Below are 17,926 nucleotides of genomic sequence, written 5' to 3'. Positions count from 1 at the left end.
AGTTATTCCGGAATCGATATGACAGAAAGCAGCAGGGCGACGGTAATGAGCAAAAGATCCAGGATCATAACCATTGCAAATCAGAAGGGTGGCGTTGGTAAGACAACGACAGCCATTAACCTTGCGACAGCACTTGCAGCCATTGGCGAAACTGTGCTGATCGTTGACCTCGACCCGCAGGGAAATGCCAGTACTGGCCTCGGAATTGATCGCCTTAACCGTCCGCTTTCGTCTTATGACGTGCTGACGCAGGCGGCCTCTGCAAATGAGGCGGCCATGCAGAGCGATGTTCCAAACCTTTATATCGTTCCTTCTACGCTCGATCTTCTCGGTATCGAGATGGAAATAGCACAGGCACCTGATCGTACACGTCGCTTGCGCGATGCATTGCGCTTTGATTCCGCTGTTGCTGACAAGTTCTCTTACATTCTGGTTGATTGCCCGCCATCATTGAATTTGCTGACGCTGAATGCAATGGCTGCAGCGGATTCAGTTATGGTTCCCCTGCAGTGTGAATTCTTTGCACTGGAAGGTCTGAGCCAGCTTCTGCAGACCGTTGATCAGGTACGGTCGAGCATTAATTCAGAGCTGACAATTCAGGGAATTGTCCTGACAATGTTCGACAGCCGTAACAATCTCGCCTCGCAGGTTGTCGATGATGTTCGCGCCTTCATGGGCGAGAAGGTCTATCGCACCGTTATCCCACGCAATGTGCGGGTGTCGGAAGCACCATCCCACGGCAAGCCAGCTATTCTCTATGATTTGAAATGTGCTGGCAGTCAGGCTTATTTGCAGCTCGCATCGGAAGTCATCCAGCGGGAGCGGCAGCTTAAAGCCGCATAATTAGTGAGTGTTCCCCAAATGGGACACTTGATCGATTCGACTACGTAACAATTGCAGGAACTGCCGACGATGAACGACGATCCTTCAAAAAAGCGCCTTGGCCGCGGCTTGGCCGCACTGATTGGTGAAATCGACCGCCCGGCGGAAGAACGCAAGGTGCCGATCAGCAGCGAGCGTAACGTTCCAATTGAGTTCGTCACGCGCAATCCACGCAACCCGCGTCGCATGTTCTCGGAAGTAGATCTCGAAGATCTGGCGCAGTCGATCAAAGAACACGGTGTTGTTCAACCAATCGTCGTGCGTCCGGCACCAGGTGAGCCAGATCGCTTTGAGCTGATCGCTGGTGAACGTCGCTGGCGCGCATCGCAGCGTGCGGGCATCGATACGATCCCGGTTATCATTCGCGATGTCGATGATCGCATTGCACTTGAGATCGCAATCGTTGAAAACGTTCAGCGTGCCGACCTGAATGCGGTCGAAGAAGCAATGGGATATCAACAGCTTATCGATAATCACGATTATACGCAGAACGATCTTGCACAGGTGATCGGTAAAAGCCGAAGCCATGTGGCCAATACGCTGCGTCTTCTGAAGCTGCCGCAGCGCGTGCAGGATTTCATCTCGGATGGTGCTTTGTCTGCCGGTCATGCGCGTAGCCTGATTACCATGGAAGATCCGACAGCTCTGGCGGAGCGCGTGGTCAAGGAAGGTTTGTCTGTTCGTCAGGTCGAAGCGCTGTCACAAGCGCGCAGCGGTGCTGAGCCAAAGCCGGGTAAGAGCGCGCCGATTGAGAAAGATGCCGATACAAAGGCGCTTGAAAAGCTGCTTTCCGACGTCACCGGCATGAAGGTCGAAATCAATCACCGGGAGCGTGGCGGTGAGGTTAAAGTTCGTTACAGCTCTCTTGAGCAGCTCGACGAAATCTGCCGTCGCCTGCAGAGCTGACGACATCTGTTTAGAAATCAGACTTTGAGGCCGTGGAACATTTGTTTCACGGCTTTTTCGTTTTATCGACCACGCGCTTTGATCAGCGAAAAGACGATAGTTATCATCAGGATGACGCCGATGATAACGCCAGCCGCGCTTCCCCAGAAGGCGCCATAATCACCGCCGATCAGCCAACCAAGCAAAGCGCCTAGCATGAGCAGAAGAATTGGAGGGATGCAGCCGATCATTCTTTTATTCCAATGAATTATAGAGAAACTGGATCAACGACAAAGTTGTGGTTGTCATTTCAGCTATGAAATTGAACCATAGGAAGTCTTGTTCGGTGCGCCAACAAGCTCAAGATTGGGAAAGAGTGGTCACGCGCTATTGATCGATTGCTAAATTATCGCGGCTTTTTAATGCCCAAAGTGGTTTCTGCCGGACTTTCGATAAGTCTTATATTATTGAAACATTGCTTTTGGATCGCCGGGCTGGGGAGATACCGTATCTATGGAAATGCTGACGCAAATTATCATTCACACGCCTGTCTATGTTTGGGGCTGCTTGCCTATCTCATCATCGCGGGGATCAAGGGACGAGAAACACAAACGGTGACAGTTTGGAGAATGCTGTTTGTGCCGGTGATCTTCATCGCCGTCGGCTTCCTGAATTTTGATCGTGGTTCGGACCAGTTCGGTTCATTTCTGATCGCATGGTTTGTCGGTCTGTTGCTGCTGGCACCTGTCGGGTATCTTACGGGACCGCGTATTATCGCGGTTGATCGCGAGAACAAGCGTATCGAGAGTGCCGGAACGACTTTGCCGCTGATCCGCAATCTGATCTTCTTCTGTGCGCAATATGTTCTGGCAGTGCTCAATGCGTTCTATCCGCAGGAACAATCCACTTTGATGCTGATTACAGCTGCCGTATCGGGCGCTTCAGCAGGTTATTTTGGTGGCTGGCTCATTTCACTGTGGTTCAAATATCAGGAAAGCCCACAGCTTAAACTGGGATAAGGCATGATGAAACGTGAAGCAATTAGCCCAAAACATGTCGTGGAAAGTGGGAACCTTTCGCGGGGAAATTAGTCTGATAAATATTATTTAGTTAAATAAAATTATAAGGTAGCTATTTTTGCTATTTACCGCCTTAACTTAGAATTATATAAATTTATATTAACTTATAAATCGGATTTATTAACTTACTTTTAAGTTCGAACCAGATTTGATTTTGTTTCAATAGTATTAGGAGTAGAAAATGCACATCGGTAAAATATTAACAATTTGTTTAGTTTCTGCCTTTGCATCTATATCTGGCGCAAATGCAGAAAATACAAAGGGAATAGATACGCCATTAAAAATTGAATCGGACACTTCAAAATCAATTACAAAAACAACAATGCAATTCGATGGCAATGTTTCCATTAAAGTTGGTAACACTGAAATAAAAACAGATAAAGCAAAAGTTGTTAGCAATAAGAAAAAAGTTACCATATATATAGATGGTATGGTTGTAACAGTAAATAAATAGCTTGTTTTAATTTACTTGAATAATTGGATTTTAGTTTTTATAGCGATGTATAGTCCGATGTTCAAAGAGCGCTATTTTGATGTGTGCGACATACTTTATATACGCCATTATAGCTGGCTTACAATCTGAGACTGTTTTATCTGAAATAAATGATAGCAAAGTATGATGTCGATCAGAATCGTTTGACTGTGATCGCTGATGCTATGCATTGATCTATAAATTTTCGCAATAGAGCCTTGTTCGCTTGAAAGAATCTGCTTAGCGGCGCGATAATTTCACGGCTTCAACAGAAATGGCGAGCAGGCACTGGCGAATGATCGGAACAGCCAGTGCCGCATTCTGACGGCTTTCAAGAACGGCGCGTTGCAGGCGTTCCATCACGCGGGAAAGGCTTTCCGCATTCCAGCGACTGACGGCATTTTCAATCAGCTTCTTGCGATTGAAGAAGACCGGCGGACGCGCAGAAGCTACCACGACAGAAGCACTTTTGCGTTCGGTGTCCGCGATATGGCGGAGGTTTTGTATCTGCTGGAATTGGCGCGCCGCTGTGTTCAGAACCAGAAACGGTGCGGTTCCCGATTTCACGACGCGATCAAATGTCGTCTCAAAACGCGACAGATCGCCGTTCAGAACAGCATCCACTACTTCGTCGGTCGAAAGCCCGGCCACATCGCCAACGGCTTCCCGCACATCGTCTATATCGATGCGTTCTTTGCCGCGCGCATAGAGGCAAAGCTTTTCCAGCTCGCCACGCGTGGCCAGACGATCACCGCCAAGGCTCGCCCGCAACAGCTGGCGCCCATCCATCGTGATCTGCATTTTCCATTCGGCCAGAACGTCGTCAATCACGCCATCAATACCGCGTGCATCGTCTGAATAGCAGGGCAGGGCCATGCCAGCGGTCGCGTTCTCGACAGCACTGCGCAGGCCAGCACCCTTCTTGAGGTCGCCGGCTTCCACCAGAATATATGTTTCACGCGGCGGCTCTGTTGCCAAAAGTTTCACAGCATCGGCAAGCTTCTTCTGCCCGGCTGCATTCTTGATCCAGATAAGCCGCTCGCCACCAAACATGGAGATTGTGCGTGCCTCATCGGCGAGCTTTGCGGGATCAGCATCGATCTCGTCGGCTTCCATGCGGATGACGGCGAAGGGATCGTCCAGCGGCAGTTTGGTGGCCTTCGCATAGCGGCGCGCACGTTCGCTTACCAGTCCCTTATCAGGGCCGTAGAGCAACACCACCGGAAACGAGCTGCTCGGCTTTCCAATAAACTGATCGACTTCGTGTGCTTTCTTTGCGCCATTAGGATTAAGTAGCGCAATTCGTTTTCAAACGAAACAGCCGCCGGTCAAACTGAGCGGCGGCTGTGAAACAAAGCTGTTTGTAATATTATTCGATCAGCAAAGCATCGTCATCGAGTGTCTGTCCGCGCACTTTGCGGAACATTTCGATGAGGTCTTCAACGCCCAGTGTCTTGCGCTTGTCGCCTGTCACATCGAGCAGGATCTTGCCACCATGCAGCATGATGGTGCGGTCGCCATAGTCGAGCGCCTGACGCATGGAATGCGTGACCATGAGTGCTGTCAGCTTGTTTTCGGCAACCAATGTGCGGGTCAGTTCCATGACGAATTCAGCCATGCCCGGATCAAGGGCTGCGGTATGTTCATCAAGCAGCAGCACTTCTGAACCGGCGAGAGTGGCCATGATCAGCGAGAGCGCCTGACGCTGACCGCCAGAGAGAAGCTCCATGCGATCCTGCATACGGTTTTCAAGGCCAAGATTAAGACTTGCCATGCGTTCGCGGAACCACTCACGGCGCTTGGAATTGAGCGCATGGGTCAGGCCACGGCGTGTTCCACGCGATGCAGCCAGTGCCAGGTTCTCTTCAATCGTCAGCGTGCCGCAGCTGCCCGCAAGCGGGTCCTGAAACACGCGTGCCACAAGACCGGCGCGCTCGGCAGTGGACTTGCGGGTCACATCCTGTCCGCTGATCACGACCTTGCCTGCGGTGGGGATGACATCGCCTGCCAGAACGCCAAGCATTGTCGATTTGCCAGCGCCGTTGGAGCCGATCACGGTCACGAAAGAGCCTTGCTCCATCGTCAGGTTGATCTTGTTGAGCACCTGTTTTTCAAGCGGTGTTCCACGACCGAAAATGACTTCGAGATTGGAAACTTCGATCATGATGATGCTCCTCCACGGCGCAGGCGCGGCAAGATCAGTGCGAAGGTGACGAGAAGCGCTGTGGCGATATTGAGATCGGAAGCCTGAAGCCCGACGATACTGCCATTGGAAAGTGCGAGCTGGATAGCGATGCGGTAGATGATCGAACCGGCAACACAGCCAATGAGAATGACGAGGATGAGACGCGAGCGCAGCAATGTTTCACCGATGATCACAGCGGCAAGACCAACAACGATGGTGCCAACGCCGGAGGTCACGTCTGCAAAGCCGTTTGTCTGGGCGAAAAGCGAGCCGCCAAGTGCCACGAGCGCGTTGGAGAGCGCCATGCCAAGATAAATCTGGCGATCAGTGCGTACGCCCTGCGCGCGGGCCATTTTAGGATTGGCACCGGTTGCACGCATGGCGAGGCCCATGTCGCTTTCAAGGAAGCGCCAGACGAGGAATACCGTGATTGCAACCAGAACGAACAGGAAGGCCGGACGCACATAATATTCAGGGATGCCGTGACCGAAAACGGAGACAGCATCGTATCCTGATTAATCAGTGCTATATTCGGACGGCCCATGACGCGCAGATTGACCGAGAACAGTGCAATCATCGTCAGAATGGAAGCCAGCAGGTTGAGGATCTTGAAGCGCACATTGAGCGTCGCAGTCACCAGACCGGCAATCGAGCCTGCAATCATCGCAACACCGGCGGAAAGCCATGGATTCCAGCCAGCAAGGATCAGAACGCCGGTTACGGCCGCACCAAGCGGAAACGAGCCATCCACGGTCAGATCGGGGAAATCGAGCACTCGGAAAGCCAGATAAACGCCGATGGCGACAAAAGAGAAGACGAGGCCCAATTCGACCGCACCCCAGAAGGCGATCTGACTCACATTGAGATTCCTTGTTCTTTGCCGTCATTGAAAATGAAAACGCACCATTCGAGGCACATAGATTCACTGGCTTTCGCACATTCAGGCATTTGCCCCTACATGTCCGAAAGACCTGTTTCAATCACGACCGGTTTTGATTTGAGTTTGTTCCAAACACATTTGCCTTTGGAACCATTCCCCGGTTTTTCATGCGCAATTTTATTGCTTGCGATTGTTCTGGCTCTGTCTTTTTCCCGATACAACCCAAAAGCTCCAATAAGCAAGCATTATCGCTGCAAATGCGCCAAAAAGCACCAGTCTGTGCGCCTGTTACAATATTCGGCTCACTCGGTTTCGCTCACACTTCACCGCGTGCACGCCATAGCTCCCAGGCAAATCGTGCGCGCACGCCGATATCGAGGAATGGTCGTGGCGGCAGTTCGGTCGGGCTGCCAAGCTTCAGCATGTCGTCGATCATCGGATTATCGATATCGCAGGCCATATCGGCTGCAAGTATGCCGCCTATCGTGCCTTTGGTGATGCCGACGCCGTTCTGGCAAAGCGAGGTGTAAACATTCTTGGCGATCTGCCCAAAACCGGAGCGCCATTGCGCGACAGGCAGATGAAGCCCGTCCATGTGTGTTCCATATCGACGTTTGACAGCATCGGGAAACGCTCATCGAAAAGCCGCTTATGCTCACGCTTGATTGTTTCACGCCGCGCATTCGACTGGCGGAGCGACGGGCAGAAATGCACGTTCTGCCGGACCAGTATGCGCCGATCCGATGTCAAACGCATGGTGATACCGGCAAAGGAATTGGCCGGTGTCAGGCCCCAGGGCTCGATTTCGCCGATGGCCCTGTACTCGTCATTGGTGAGTTGTCGGCTTAAGCTCGCATGGGCTGCAAAGTTCAGGAGCTTGCGCCTGAAAAAACCGAACTGCTCACCGAAGCCGTTGACCGTCAGGATCATGGCAGGTGCCTGAATGCTGCCTTTTGGCGTGGTAATGAGAATGCGGTCGCCATAGTCGATTTTGGTCACGGCAGAGTTCTCATAAAGCGTAACATTGTCGGGCAGGCTGTCGGCAAGGCCACGCACCAGAGCTGCCGGGTTTAAAAGCGAGGTGCCATAGGTGAAGATCGCTGCTTTGAAATGGCTTGTGCCGAGCCTTTTAGCCAGAGCATCGCCTTCCAGCCAGTCGAAGGGCTCTTTAAGACGCTCCAGCTCTTTGACTGTCGGTTCGAGAACCTCACGCATCCCCTGATCTGAAACCGCTGCGTGAAACTTTCCGTCCTGTCGCCAGTCGCAGTCGATGCCGTGCTGGTCAATCTGCTGTTTGAGATGGTCGATAGCGGCACGCGCCAGCGCACGGTAGCTGTGCGACTTAGCCAGCTCCTCCATCGAAGAACTGACATTGTGCGGCAGATCGATGGCAAAACCCGCAGCGCGCCCGGATGTGCCTTTTCCGACCTCCTGCGCATCGATCAATGCAATCTGGTCGTTGGGGCGGTTCTCGGCCAGCCTTCTTGCGGCGGCAACACCTGCATAGCCAGCACCCAGCACAATCCAGTCGGCCTTGATATCGCCTTTGAGCGCCGCATTTGGCGTGCGAATTGGTAATATCCTGCTCCAGCCATTGGTGTTGTCATCAGCAGGAAGGATACGAATGGCAGGCATTTTAAAGGCTCAACTGTTGGAAAGAGATTTCAAAGAAAAGGGCGGGAGATCATCCCGCCCTTTGCAATTATATCTGGAGACCGATCATTCGACCTTGCTGGTTGCGCGGTCGATAACAGCCTGCGGGAATTCGACGCCCATCTTCTTGGCTGCAGCAAGATTGATGACGAGGTCGGTGCCCTTGGCAATGTCGACAGCGATATCGCCTGGCTTTTCACCGTTGAGGATTTTCACAACGACAGCGCCGGTCTGCTTGCCAACGTCGTAATAGTTGAAGCCGAGAGCCGCGAGCGCACCGCGCTTGACGGAATCCGTATCCGCGGTGAAGAGCGGCAGTTTGCTTTCTTCAGCAACACCGACGGCGCTTTCCAGAGCCGAAACGATGGTGTTGTCGGTCGGAACATACATAGCGTCCGCGCGGCCGACGAGGGCGCGCGCTGCACCCTGAACTTCAGCCGACTTGGTGGCAGCCGATTCCACGATTTCGATGCCTTCGGCGGAAGCGGCTTCCTTCAGTGCTGCCAGAAGCGACACGGAGTTGGTTTCACCGGAATTATAGAGATAGCCAAGCTTTTTGATGTTCGGCATCACTTCCTTGATGAGCTTGATGTGCTCAACAACTGGCGACATGTCGGAAAGGCCGGTTACATTGCCACCCGGCTTTGCCATGTCCTTGACGAGCTGTGCGCCAAGCGGATCGGAAACGGCGGTGAAGACAATCGGAATATCACGCGTTGCGGAAACAACGGCCTGTGCAGAAGGTGTCGAGATCGGAACGATGACGTCCGGAGCTTCGCCAACGAACTGGCGTGCGATCTGGGCGGCTGTTGCCGGATTACCCTGAGCGGACTGATAGACGAATTTGAGATTTTCGCCTTCCTTGAAACCGGCTTCAGCCAGCGCATCCTTCACGCCGTCGCGCGCAGCATCAAGTGCCGGATGTTCAACGATAGCAGTAACGGCAACCGTTACATCCTTGGCCTGTGCCGAAGTGGCGATAGCCGTTGCGGCCAGCAAGGCCAGAAGCATAGAACGCATAAAAATCTCCCCTGTTTTAGTGCGCTGCCTGTTTGGGCATTTTGTGGACATTGACCTTTCATCCAATCCCAAACTCTATGTTGGGCCCAAACTCTATGTTGGGATGGAAGGCCAATCCGCCTCATATCGAGGCTTAATCTGGTCTGTTTGGGCTGTCAACGTGTTGTCCTCGCGTTGCCCGCACGTTGTCAGTATCGGGCAATCCACTGCCCGTTATATTCCGTTTCATGAACACTGTGTTCAGGGCCCTTTCAATGACTATCGCCTGCCGCCATATTCTGACAAAACTGATGAAAAGTGCCACTGCACAACGTTTGAAGCATAATCCTGCCGGTCAACGTTTCACGCCGGTCGGAGTACGCTCTGAGGAACATAGTCATGAAAAAAATCGGCTTTCTTTCATTTGGCCATTGGTCGCCATCGCCGCAATCGGGAACCCGTTCCGCAAGCGATGCGCTTCTGCAATCGATTGACCTTGCTGTTGCCGCCGAGGAACTGGGCGCGGACGGCGCCTATTTCCGTGTGCATCATTTTGCGCGCCAGCTTGCCTCGCCATTTCCGCTACTTGCAGCCGTTGGTGCCAGGACGAGCAAGATCGAGATCGGCACTGCTGTCATCGATATGCGGTATGAAAACCCGTTCTATATGGTTGAAGATGCCAGTGCTGCGGACCTGATTTCCAAGGGCCGTCTGCAGCTCGGTATCAGCCGCGGCTCGCCGGAACAGGTGATCGATGGCTGGCGTTATTTCGGTTATGCGCCGGAAGAGGGCAAGACCGATGCCGATATGGGCCGTCAGCATGGCGAGGCGTTCTTCGAAGCGCTGAAAGGCGAAGGCTTTGCCCAGCCGAACCCACGTCCAATGTTTCCGAACCCTCCCGGTCTGCTGCGCATCGAGCCGCATTCGGAAGGTCTCAGAGATCGTATCTGGTGGGGCGCTGCCTCGGACGCAACCGCAATTTGGGCCGGAAAGCTTGGCATGAACCTGCAAAGCTCGACCCTGAAGAAGGACGAGTCAGGCGAGCCTTTGCATATCCAGCAGGCCAAGCAGATCCGCGCCTATCGTGAAGCCTGGAAAGAAGCGGGCCACACCCGCACGCCACGTGTTTCGGTGAGCCGCAGCATCTTCGCATTGGTCGATGATCGTGATCGCGCATATTTTGGTGGCGGCAGCAACGAGCAGGATTCGATCGGCTACATTGAAGAGGATTTGAGAGCCGTCTTTGGCCGCTCCTACGCGGCTGAACCGGATAAGCTCATCAAGCAACTCGAAAAGGATGAGGCGATTGCTGAAGCCGATACGCTGCTTCTCACGGTGCCGAACCAGCTTGGTGTCGACTACAACGCGCATGTAATCGAGTCGATCCTCAATGTTGCGCCAGCACTTGGTTGGCGCTGAGTACCCTTAAAGACAGGCGGTGAAAGCATGTCTTCTGAAAGTGGAAACCGGTTTCGGGAGACATGCGCAGAAATAGACCACCGCCTGTTTTCATTCCATGCCGTAAATCGCCAGAAGCTGTTTCATGCGGCGGATGGCGAGTTCTGGCTGGTCGAGAACATTGGCCTGATCGGCGAGACGGAATATGTCGGCGTAATGCGAAATGCCACGCGCCGACTGCATTCCGGCTGGCATGGTGAAATGGCTTTGGTGTCCATTGAGCCAGGCGAGAAATACAACGCCTGCTTTGTAATATTGCGTCGGTGCTTCAAAGATTTTCCGCGATAGCGGCACGGTCGGCTCGATGATGGCGCGGAAGCGGGCATTGTCGCCTGCGGCCAGTGCCGCGAGCGCGCTGGACGCCTGTGGTGCGACCGCATCAAAGATACCGAGCAGCGCATGACTGTGCTTGTTTCCGTCGCCTTCGATGAGCGGCGCATAGTTGAAATCGTCGCCCGTGAAACAGAGCACACCCTCCGGCAGGCGGTCGCGTAACGCGATTTCGTAGCGCTCTTCCAGCAGTGAGATTTTGATGCCTTCCACCTTGTCGCGATGGGCTCTAATGATGCCTATCACCGTATCAAGCGCATTGTCGAAATTTTCCGAACCCCAATAGCCTTTCAGCTGCGGATCGAACATATCGCCCAGCCAGTGCAGCACGACCTTTTCCCGCGCCTGACCGAGAATCCGGCCATAGACCTTGGCGTAATCGTCGGGGGACTTGGCGATGCGCGCCAGGGCACGGCTCGCCATCAGGATGAAACGCCCGCCATGCTTTTCGATGAAGCCTGCCTGTGTCTCATAGGCCTTGATGACGTCATCAAGGCTTTTCGCATCGGCGGGATCAAGGTGGTCAGTGCCTGCACCGCTCGCGAGATCAGCGCCCGCTACGGTCTTGCTTTCTGCCAGTGAGCGACGGATCAGCTCCTGCGCGCCAGCCCAGTTCAGGCCCATGCCGCGCTGTGACGTATCCATCGCTTCCGCGATCTTGAAGCCGAGGCTCCAGAGATGATGCCGGAAAGCCATCGTTGCTTCCCAGTCTATGGCCGGGTCATTCCATGGACGGGCATCTTTCAGCGGATCGGAAACCACAGCTGCCGCGTAGGCAATGCGGTTGAAACGTGGAGGTGAGACCGGTCTTGGTGTCGGTGTGCCGACTAAGCGATAAGGCCTGAGGCTTCCGTCAGCACACGGCAGGGCCAACACATTTTCAGACAATGCGCTCATATCACTCCTCCATACGAATAGTCATATCCTTAATTTAGATCGTTCCAATTATCAAGATGAGGTCAAATAAGGCGATACTTCGTAAAAATAGAAGGTTTCTTGTGAAATATGGAAAATGGACGCTGTATGTACATAAAATTTGAAAATTGGCGCTAAAATCCGAATTTCATACCGTATTATGCGCGCGGTTTCGCGGCTTTCCTGATGCTGTTCAAAACCGTTGACAAATTTGGAACGTTCCAATTAAATGACGCGAACAGGAGATTGGCATGAGCAAGAGCAGCATTACGGTCATCGATATTGCACACGAAGCAGGCGTGTCGAAATCGACCGTCTCGCTTGTGCTCCGCGACAGCCCGCTTGTTCATGCCGAAACCCGCGCCAAGGTTCAGGAAGCGATTGAGAAGCTCGGTTATGTCTATAACCGTTCGGCTGCCAATCTCCGCCAGGCGAAATCAAAGATCATCGGCCTTGTGGTCAATGATCTGACCAACAGTTTCTTTGCCGAGCTTGCGGTGGGTGTTGATCGCGTCATGCAGTCGGCGGGTTATGTGCAGTTTCTCGCCAATACGGCGGAAAGTATTGACCGGCAGCGCGAAGTGATTGCGTCGATGCGCGAGCATGGCATTGCCGGACTGATCGTTTCGCCAGCGCGTGGAACCGACGCTAATGATCTGAAACCACTGGCAAAAAGTGGTCTGCCGGTTGTGCAGATGGTGCGCGATGTGCCCGGATCGGGTGTGTCATCCATCGTTTCTGACAATCGCGGCGGCGTGGCAAAGGCGGTCGAGCATTTGGTGTCTCTGGGGCACAGCGTTATCGGTTTCATGGGCGGTTATGCCGATACGGCGGTGTTTTCCGAACGGGTTGCGGGCTATCGTGCGGGACTTGAGCAGGCGGGCATCGTGTTTGATGATGCGCTGGTCTTTACCTCTGCGCCTTCACGCGCTGGCGGTGTGGAAGCGGTGGAGCGCATGCTGCGGCAAGGCATGAAGCCGACGGCTGCGGTGTGCTTTAACGATGCTGTGGCTTTTGGTGTCTGTGATGGTTTGCGCGGCGCGCAACTGGAGCCGGGCCGAGATTTCGGTGTGGTCGGTTTTGACGATGTGATCGAAGCAAAGACCGCTGTTCCGGCACTGACAACTGTGGCTGTCGATCCGCAAGGTTTGGGAGAACGTGCGGCGCAGCTTTTGCTGAAACAGATCAATTCTGAACGAGTGGAGGCGGAGGCGCAGCGTTTGTCGGTGCGTCTTGCGGTGCGCGCAAGTTGTGGGGCGCCGTTCAGAAAACAGGAGGAGAAATTCGCATGGCAAAGTGGGGCCTTATAGGCGCAAGCACCATTGCAAAAGAATGGGTGATCGGAGCTATTCGCGCCACCGGTGGCGAGGTCGTTTCCGTTTACAGCACCAATGCTGAGCGTGGTGAAAATTACGCTCGCGAAAACGGTATTGCCCGCTCCGTGACAAGTCTTGATGCGCTGTTGTCCGATCCGGAAACCGACGCTGTCTATATCTCCACCACCAATGAATTGCATCGCGATCAGGCAATTGCTGCTGCCAAAGCAGGCAAGCATATTCTCTGTGAAAAGCCGCTGGCACTGACGCTGAGCGACGCGCATCAGATGCTGAAAGCCGTGCGCGAGACGGGCGTGGTGGCAGGCACCAACCATCATCTGCGCAATGCTGCAAGCCACCGTGCCATGCGTGATGCAATTGCCACTGGCAAGATTGGCAAGGTGCTGGGCGCGCGGGTTTTTCATGCGGTTTATCTGCCGCCGCATTTGCAAGGCTGGCGTATAGAACGCCCTGATGCGGGTGGCGGCGTGATCCTCGACATTACCGTGCATGATGCTGACACGCTGCGTTTTGTGCTGGGTGAAAACCGGTTGAAGCTTTGGCTTTCAGCCAGCAGGGAGGTCTGAGTGGTGAAGGTCTGGAAGATGGTGTGATGGGCGTTTTACGCTTTCCATCCGGCGCAATTGCCCAGTTCCACGATGCTTTCACCACCAAATATGCGGAAACCGGCTTTGAAGTGCATGGCAGCGAAGGCTCGCTCATCGCACGCAATGTCATGACGCAAAAGCCGGTGGGAACCGTCATTTTGCGTGACAAGGACGGTGAGCACGAATTGCTGCTTGATCAGAAAAATCTCTACGAAACCGCCTTGCAGGCTTTCCATGATGCGATTGCAGGCAAAGGCCAGCCTTCTGCAACACTGGAGGATGGCGTCTGGTCGCTGGCGACCGGGCTTGCTGTGCTTGAGGCCGCAAAGACCGGTAAGGCTACTGCCGTTCATTCAGGACTTTAAAGTTATGAGCAAACATATTTCCTTTGCGGAAGCAGCATCCCTCATTCCCGACAACGCTGTCGTTTCGGTTTCTTCATCGAGCGGTCTCGGCTGTCCTGACATGATGCTGAAAGCCATTGGCGAGCGGTTTGATGAAACCGGTCATCCCCAAAATATAACCACGCTGCATCCGATTGCGGCTGGCGATATGAGTGGCATCAAGGGTGTCGATTACATCGCCAAAAAGGGGCTTCTCAAAAAGATCATCGGCGGTTCCTATCCGTCAGGACCATCGAGCGCCGAGCCTCCGCTGATCTGGCAGATGATCACCAATAATGAGATTCCGGCCTATAATATCCCGTCGGGCATTCTGTTCGACATGCATCGTGAGGCAGCTGCCAAGCGTCCCGGCGTGATGACCAAAGTGGGACTTGATACCTTCGTTGATCCCAAGCGTCAGGGATCGGCAATGAACGACAAGGCGCGTGAGGAGCCGGTCGTCAAGCAGGTCAGTTTTGAAGGTGAGGACTGGCTCTATTTCCCCAATATCGTGCCGCATGTCACGATCATCCGGCAACGACGGCGGATGAACGCGGCAACCTCACCTATGAACATGAGGGTGCTTATCTTGGCGGTCTTGATCAGGCGCTGGCTGCACGCAATAATGGTGGCATCGTCATTGCGCAGGTCAAACGCATTGCCAAGGAAGGCACGCTGAAACCGCATGATGTGCGCGTTCCCGGCGTTCTGGTTGATTATATCGTGGTTGATCCCGACCAGAAGCAGACAACGCAGACGCTTTATGATCCGGCGATTTCCGGCGAGATTTTCCGTCCGCTCGATACGTTCCGCTTGCCTGAGTTCAATATTCAGAAGGCGATTGCGCGGCGTGTAGCACAGGAGTTGCAAGCGGGAAGTGCGGTTAATCTCGGCTTCGGTATTTCCGCCAATGTGCCGCGCATTCTGTTGGAAGAAGGGCTGCATGGTGCAGTCACCTGGGTGATTGAGCAGGGTGCAGTTGGCGGCGTGCCGCTTCTCGACTTTGCCTTTGGCTGCGCGTCGAATGCTGATGCTTATATGCCGTCACCCTATCAGTTCACCTATTTTCAGGGCGCAGGCTTCGACGCCTCGCTTCTGTCCTTCCTTGAGATCGGACGCGACGGCTCGGTCAATGTGTCGAAGCTGTCATTCCGTCCGCATGTGACGGCGGGCGCTGGCGGTTTTGTCGATATTACTGCAAGGGCCAAGAAGATTGTCTTCTCCGGCATGTTCAATGCCGGAGCGAAATTGTCGGTCACGGATGGCAAGCTTGTGATCGAAAAGGAAGGCAAGCTCAAAAAGCTCGTCAATGAGGTTGAGCATGTTACTTTCTCAGGTCCGCGTGGTGTCGAGCAGGGGCAGGACATTACCTATGTCACTGAACGTGCGGTTTTGAAGCTGACGCCAGAGGGCATTGTGCTGACCGAGATCGCGCCGGGTGTGGATTTGCAGACGCATATTCTGGACCAAGCCGAGTTTTCGCTGATTGTTTCGGATCAACTCAAGCTCATGGATGAAGCCTTGTTCCGTGACGAGCCGATTGGCCTCACGCTGCCGCAAAAGCCTGCGCGAAAGCTGGAGGTTTAACATGGCTCAACGGATAGAAATAGCGATTGAGAACCACATCGCGGTCATGACCATCAAGCGGCCCGAAAAGCTCAATGCGTTTGATATTGAGCTTTTGCAGGAATTGTCTGCCGCCTGTGATCAGGTGGAAGCGGACAGCAGCGTGCGGGTAGCGATCCTGACCGGTGAGGGCAAGGCTTTTTCCGCAGGCGGCGACATCAAGGCTTGGGGTGGCATGGAGCCAGCTGAATTCGGTCATGCCTGGGTGCGCTATGGTCATCGTGTGTTTGAGCGTCTTGCTACTTTGCGTGTGCCATTGATCGCAGCGATGAATGGTCATGCTTTGGGCGGCGGACTGGAACTGGCAGGCGCTGCCGATATCCGCATCGTTGAGCGACAGGCCAAGATCGGCCTGCCGGAAACCTCGCTCGGCATGATCCCCGGCTGGTCGGGTACGCAGCGCCTTGTGCGCCGTTTCGGTGCGCAGATTGTGCGCCGCATGGTGCTGGGCGGCGAGATGTTTACCGCAGAAGAAGCGCTGTCGCATGGGCTGGTCGATGCAGTGGTGGAGACGGGCGCAGCCTTGCAGGCGGCACAGGATTATGCGGCGCGGGTGGCCAAGCGCGGACCCGCCGCACTCGAAATTTCCAAACTGATGCTGTCGGTGGCGAATGGCGAGGACAATGGTACGGCAGTCGAGGCGCTGGGGTCCATCCTTGTCGCCAAGACCGGCGATCTGAAAGAAGGCGTGCGCTCGTTTGCCGAAAAGCGCGAAGCGAATTTTGAAGGAAAATGGTGATGAGCGTAGTCGTAAAACCGCAGCCGCTGAACGGGCTTGAAGTTCGTGAATTCTCGATGCTGATCGATGGAAAATGGGTTGGCAGCCAAAGCGGCGAGACAATTGAACGTGTGGCCCCCGGCCATGGCGTCACGGTAAGCCGCTATCCTGCCGGCAACAAGGCCGATGTGGAACGCGCGGTTGCGAGCGCGCGTAAGGCTTTCGATGACGGGCGCTGGTCATCCAAAACTGCTTCGCAGCGTTCGCTGGTTCTGCTGAAAGCCGCTGATCTGATTGAAGCACGGGCGGAAGAGCTTGCCTATCTTGACGCAATTGAAGCCGGCAAACCAATTTCTCAGGTGCGCGGCGAAATTGCCGGTTCCGTCGATATCTGGCGCTATGCGGCAGCGCTTGCGCGTGATCTGCATGGTGAGAGCTACAACAATCTGGGCGATGGCACTCTGGGCGTCGTGCTGCGCGAGGCAATTGGCGTTGTTTCCATCATTACGCCTTGGAATTTCCCGTTCCTGATCGTGGGCCAGAAGTTGCCATTTGCTTTGGCAGCGGGTTGTATGGCAGTGGTGAAGCCTTCGGAACTGACGTCCGGTTCGACATTGTTGCTCGGCGAAATTCTGACCGAGGCAGGGGGTTCCAGATGGTGTCGTCAACATCATCACCGGGACGGGTGCTGATGTCGGCCAGCATATGAGCACGCATCCGGATGTTGATATGGTTTCGTTCACCGGTTCAACCGGCGTGGGCAAGCTGACCATGGCCAATGCGGCGCAAACGCTGAAAAAAGTATCGCTGGAGCTTGGTGGCAAGAATCCGCAAATCCTGTTCCCGGATGCGGATATGGATGCCTTTATCGACGCTGCGGTGTTCGGCGCATGGTTCAATGCAGGCGAGTGCTGCAATGCCGGTTCGCGACTGATCGTGCATCGCTCGATTGTCGATGAGATTGTCGGGCGCGTGGCCGATCTGTCGAAAAAGGTCATCGTCGGTGATCCGCTCGATGTCAGTACGCAGGTGGGCGCGATCATTACGCCGCAGCATCTGACAAAGGTTGGCGCCTATGTTGATCAGGCCAAAAAGGCGGGTGCTGCAATTGCCCATGGCGGCGATGTGCTGGATCTCGGCCTTGGCCAATATATGGAGCCGACCATCATTGCTGGCGTGAAGGCGGATATGGCCGTGGCGCGTGAAGAAGTGTTCGGGCCGGTTCTGTCGGTGCTTTCCTTCGATAAGGTTGATGAGGCGATCTCCATTGCCAATGCGGTTGATTATGGCTTGTCAGCAGGCGTGGAGCCGCGATTTCGACACTTGCATGAGCATCGGGCGCAAAGTGCGGGCAGGTACTGTCTGGATGAACACCTTCATGGACGGCACGCCGGAACTGCCTTTTGGCGGTTATCGCCAGTCGGGTCTGGGCCGCGAGCTGGGCCGTCATGCGGTGGAGGATTACACCGAAACCAAGACGCTCAACATGCATATCGGTGCGCGCACCGGCTGGTGGATGCCGCAAGCAAAGTAAGGG

General features: G+C 54.3%; 14 protein-coding genes and 4 pseudogenes. 10 read left to right on the top strand and 8 right to left on the bottom strand.

All coding sequences use genetic code 11. From position 1 onward, the window contains the following. The first annotated feature begins 45 nt into the window (after positions 1-45). Both C9380_RS00165 and C9380_RS00160 read left to right on the top strand, forming a co-directional pair. On the top strand, positions 46-843 hold the full coding sequence (locus C9380_RS00165) for a ParA family protein (protein ID WP_024898462.1): 798 nt from the start codon (positions 46-48) through the stop codon (positions 841-843). A 69-nt stretch (positions 844-912) separates the two neighbouring features. Continuing rightward, entirely contained in the window at positions 913-1,788 is an 876-nt protein-coding gene (locus C9380_RS00160; RefSeq protein ID WP_024898463.1) for a ParB/RepB/Spo0J family partition protein, read from the top strand. A gap of 62 nt (positions 1,789-1,850) precedes the next feature. Here C9380_RS00160 and C9380_RS26720 read toward each other — a convergent pair whose 3' ends face one another. Next, positions 1,851-2,018, bottom strand: a complete 168-nt coding sequence (locus C9380_RS26720) for a hypothetical protein (RefSeq protein WP_164844619.1) — start codon at positions 2,016-2,018, stop codon at positions 1,851-1,853. 363 nt (positions 2,019-2,381) lie between these two features. Here C9380_RS26720 and C9380_RS00155 point away from each other — a divergent pair, with 363 nt between their 5' ends. Beyond that, positions 2,382-2,786: a hypothetical protein gene (locus tag C9380_RS00155; protein ID WP_128092750.1), complete on the top strand. Its 405-nt coding sequence runs from the start codon at positions 2,382-2,384 to the stop codon at positions 2,784-2,786. Positions 2,787-3,027: 241 nt separating this feature from the next. After that, positions 3,028-3,300 (top strand): LptA/OstA family protein, encoded by a 273-nt coding sequence (locus C9380_RS00150; protein ID WP_024898465.1) that lies wholly within the window; start codon positions 3,028-3,030, stop codon positions 3,298-3,300. A gap of 258 nt (positions 3,301-3,558) precedes the next feature. On the opposite strand, the gene holA is transcribed toward C9380_RS00150, so the two are convergent. The 6 genes and pseudogenes from holA to C9380_RS00125 all read right to left on the bottom strand — a co-directional run bounded on the left by holA (position 3,559) and on the right by C9380_RS00125 (position 9,056). Then, the gene (holA, locus tag C9380_RS00145) at positions 3,559-4,620 is read right to left on the bottom strand and encodes a DNA polymerase III subunit delta (protein ID WP_128092749.1); all 1,062 of its coding nucleotides are present in this window, start codon (positions 4,618-4,620) and stop codon (positions 3,559-3,561) included. Between the two features lie 67 nt (positions 4,621-4,687). Continuing rightward, the gene (locus C9380_RS00140; protein WP_128092748.1) at positions 4,688-5,482 is read right to left on the bottom strand and encodes an ABC transporter ATP-binding protein; all 795 of its coding nucleotides are present in this window, start codon (positions 5,480-5,482) and stop codon (positions 4,688-4,690) included. After that, a pseudogene (locus tag C9380_RS00135) lies at positions 5,479-6,362 on the bottom strand (ABC transporter permease). Before C9380_RS00135 ends, C9380_RS00140 begins: the two are co-directional and overlap by 4 nt. Positions 6,363-6,699: 337 nt before the next feature. Beyond that, a complete protein-coding gene (locus tag C9380_RS27335; RefSeq protein ID WP_252869756.1) occupies positions 6,700-6,843 on the bottom strand; it encodes a hypothetical protein in 144 nt (47 codons plus the stop codon). Positions 6,844-6,863: 20 nt separating this feature from the next. Beyond that, positions 6,864-8,018 carry an NAD(P)/FAD-dependent oxidoreductase gene (locus C9380_RS00130; RefSeq protein ID WP_252869755.1) on the bottom strand — a complete coding sequence of 385 codons (1,155 nt, stop codon included), beginning with the start codon at positions 8,016-8,018 and terminating at the stop codon, positions 6,864-6,866. An 84-nt stretch (positions 8,019-8,102) separates the two neighbouring features. After that, positions 8,103-9,056 carry an ABC transporter substrate-binding protein gene (locus C9380_RS00125; RefSeq protein WP_100558423.1) on the bottom strand — a complete coding sequence of 318 codons (954 nt, stop codon included), beginning with the start codon at positions 9,054-9,056 and terminating at the stop codon, positions 8,103-8,105. A gap of 378 nt (positions 9,057-9,434) precedes the next feature. Between C9380_RS00125 and C9380_RS00120 the strand changes: the two genes are divergently transcribed. After that, a complete protein-coding gene (locus C9380_RS00120; protein ID WP_128092747.1) occupies positions 9,435-10,454 on the top strand; it encodes an LLM class flavin-dependent oxidoreductase in 1,020 nt (339 codons plus the stop codon). A 90-nt stretch (positions 10,455-10,544) separates the two neighbouring features. Here C9380_RS00120 and C9380_RS00115 read toward each other — a convergent pair whose 3' ends face one another. Then, positions 10,545-11,720: a dihydrodipicolinate synthase family protein gene (locus C9380_RS00115; protein WP_128092746.1), complete on the bottom strand. Its 1,176-nt coding sequence runs from the start codon at positions 11,718-11,720 to the stop codon at positions 10,545-10,547. A 269-nt stretch (positions 11,721-11,989) separates the two neighbouring features. On the opposite strand from C9380_RS00115, the gene C9380_RS00110 reads away from it, so the two are divergent. The 5 genes and pseudogenes from C9380_RS00110 (at position 11,990) to C9380_RS00085 (ending at position 17,923) form a co-directional block, all read left to right on the top strand. Further along, positions 11,990-13,048 carry a LacI family DNA-binding transcriptional regulator gene (locus C9380_RS00110; RefSeq protein WP_128092745.1) on the top strand — a complete coding sequence of 353 codons (1,059 nt, stop codon included), beginning with the start codon at positions 11,990-11,992 and terminating at the stop codon, positions 13,046-13,048. Next, positions 13,027-14,027, top strand: a pseudogene (locus C9380_RS27330) (Gfo/Idh/MocA family protein). Before C9380_RS00110 ends, C9380_RS27330 begins: the two are co-directional and overlap by 22 nt. 4 nt (positions 14,028-14,031) lie before the next feature. Next, positions 14,032-15,632: pseudogene (locus C9380_RS00095) on the top strand (acyl CoA:acetate/3-ketoacid CoA transferase). Between the two features lies 1 nt (position 15,633). After that, complete coding sequence (locus tag C9380_RS00090; protein ID WP_100558430.1) at positions 15,634-16,410, top strand: enoyl-CoA hydratase/isomerase family protein; 777 nt, start codon at positions 15,634-15,636, stop codon at positions 16,408-16,410. Continuing rightward, a pseudogene (locus C9380_RS00085) lies at positions 16,404-17,923 on the top strand (aldehyde dehydrogenase family protein). Before C9380_RS00090 ends, C9380_RS00085 begins: the two are co-directional and overlap by 7 nt. Positions 17,924-17,926 lie beyond the last annotated feature (3 nt).

Source organism: Brucella pituitosa (assembly GCF_003049685.1).
Lineage (GTDB): Bacteria > Pseudomonadota > Alphaproteobacteria > Rhizobiales > Rhizobiaceae > Brucella > Brucella pituitosa.
The sequence above is the reverse complement of the archived record's forward strand: the minus strand, read 5'-3'. Positions and strand labels throughout refer to the sequence as shown.

Excerpts from the sequence above, each read along its gene's own strand:
- C9380_RS00165 (WP_024898462.1), top strand. The coding sequence starts at position 46 with ATGAGCAAAAGATCCAGGATCATAACCATTGCAAATCAGAAGGGTGGC.
- C9380_RS00160 (WP_024898463.1), top strand. The coding sequence starts at position 913 with ATGAACGACGATCCTTCAAAAAAGCGCCTTGGCCGCGGCTTGGCCGCA.
- C9380_RS26720 (WP_164844619.1), bottom strand. The coding sequence starts at position 2,018 with ATGATCGGCTGCATCCCTCCAATTCTTCTGCTCATGCTAGGCGCTTTG.
- C9380_RS00150 (WP_024898465.1), top strand. The coding sequence starts at position 3,028 with ATGCACATCGGTAAAATATTAACAATTTGTTTAGTTTCTGCCTTTGCA.
- C9380_RS00140 (WP_128092748.1), bottom strand. The coding sequence starts at position 5,482 with ATGATCGAAGTTTCCAATCTCGAAGTCATTTTCGGTCGTGGAACACCG.
- C9380_RS27335 (WP_252869756.1), bottom strand. The coding sequence starts at position 6,843 with ATGGCCTGCGATATCGATAATCCGATGATCGACGACATGCTGAAGCTT.
- C9380_RS00130 (WP_252869755.1), bottom strand. The coding sequence starts at position 8,018 with ATGCCTGCCATTCGTATCCTTCCTGCTGATGACAACACCAATGGCTGG.
- C9380_RS00125 (WP_100558423.1), bottom strand. The coding sequence starts at position 9,056 with ATGCGTTCTATGCTTCTGGCCTTGCTGGCCGCAACGGCTATCGCCACT.
- C9380_RS00120 (WP_128092747.1), top strand. The coding sequence starts at position 9,435 with ATGAAAAAAATCGGCTTTCTTTCATTTGGCCATTGGTCGCCATCGCCG.
- C9380_RS00115 (WP_128092746.1), bottom strand. The coding sequence starts at position 11,720 with ATGAGCGCATTGTCTGAAAATGTGTTGGCCCTGCCGTGTGCTGACGGA.
- C9380_RS00110 (WP_128092745.1), top strand. The coding sequence starts at position 11,990 with ATGAGCAAGAGCAGCATTACGGTCATCGATATTGCACACGAAGCAGGC.
- C9380_RS00090 (WP_100558430.1), top strand. The coding sequence starts at position 15,634 with ATGGCTCAACGGATAGAAATAGCGATTGAGAACCACATCGCGGTCATG.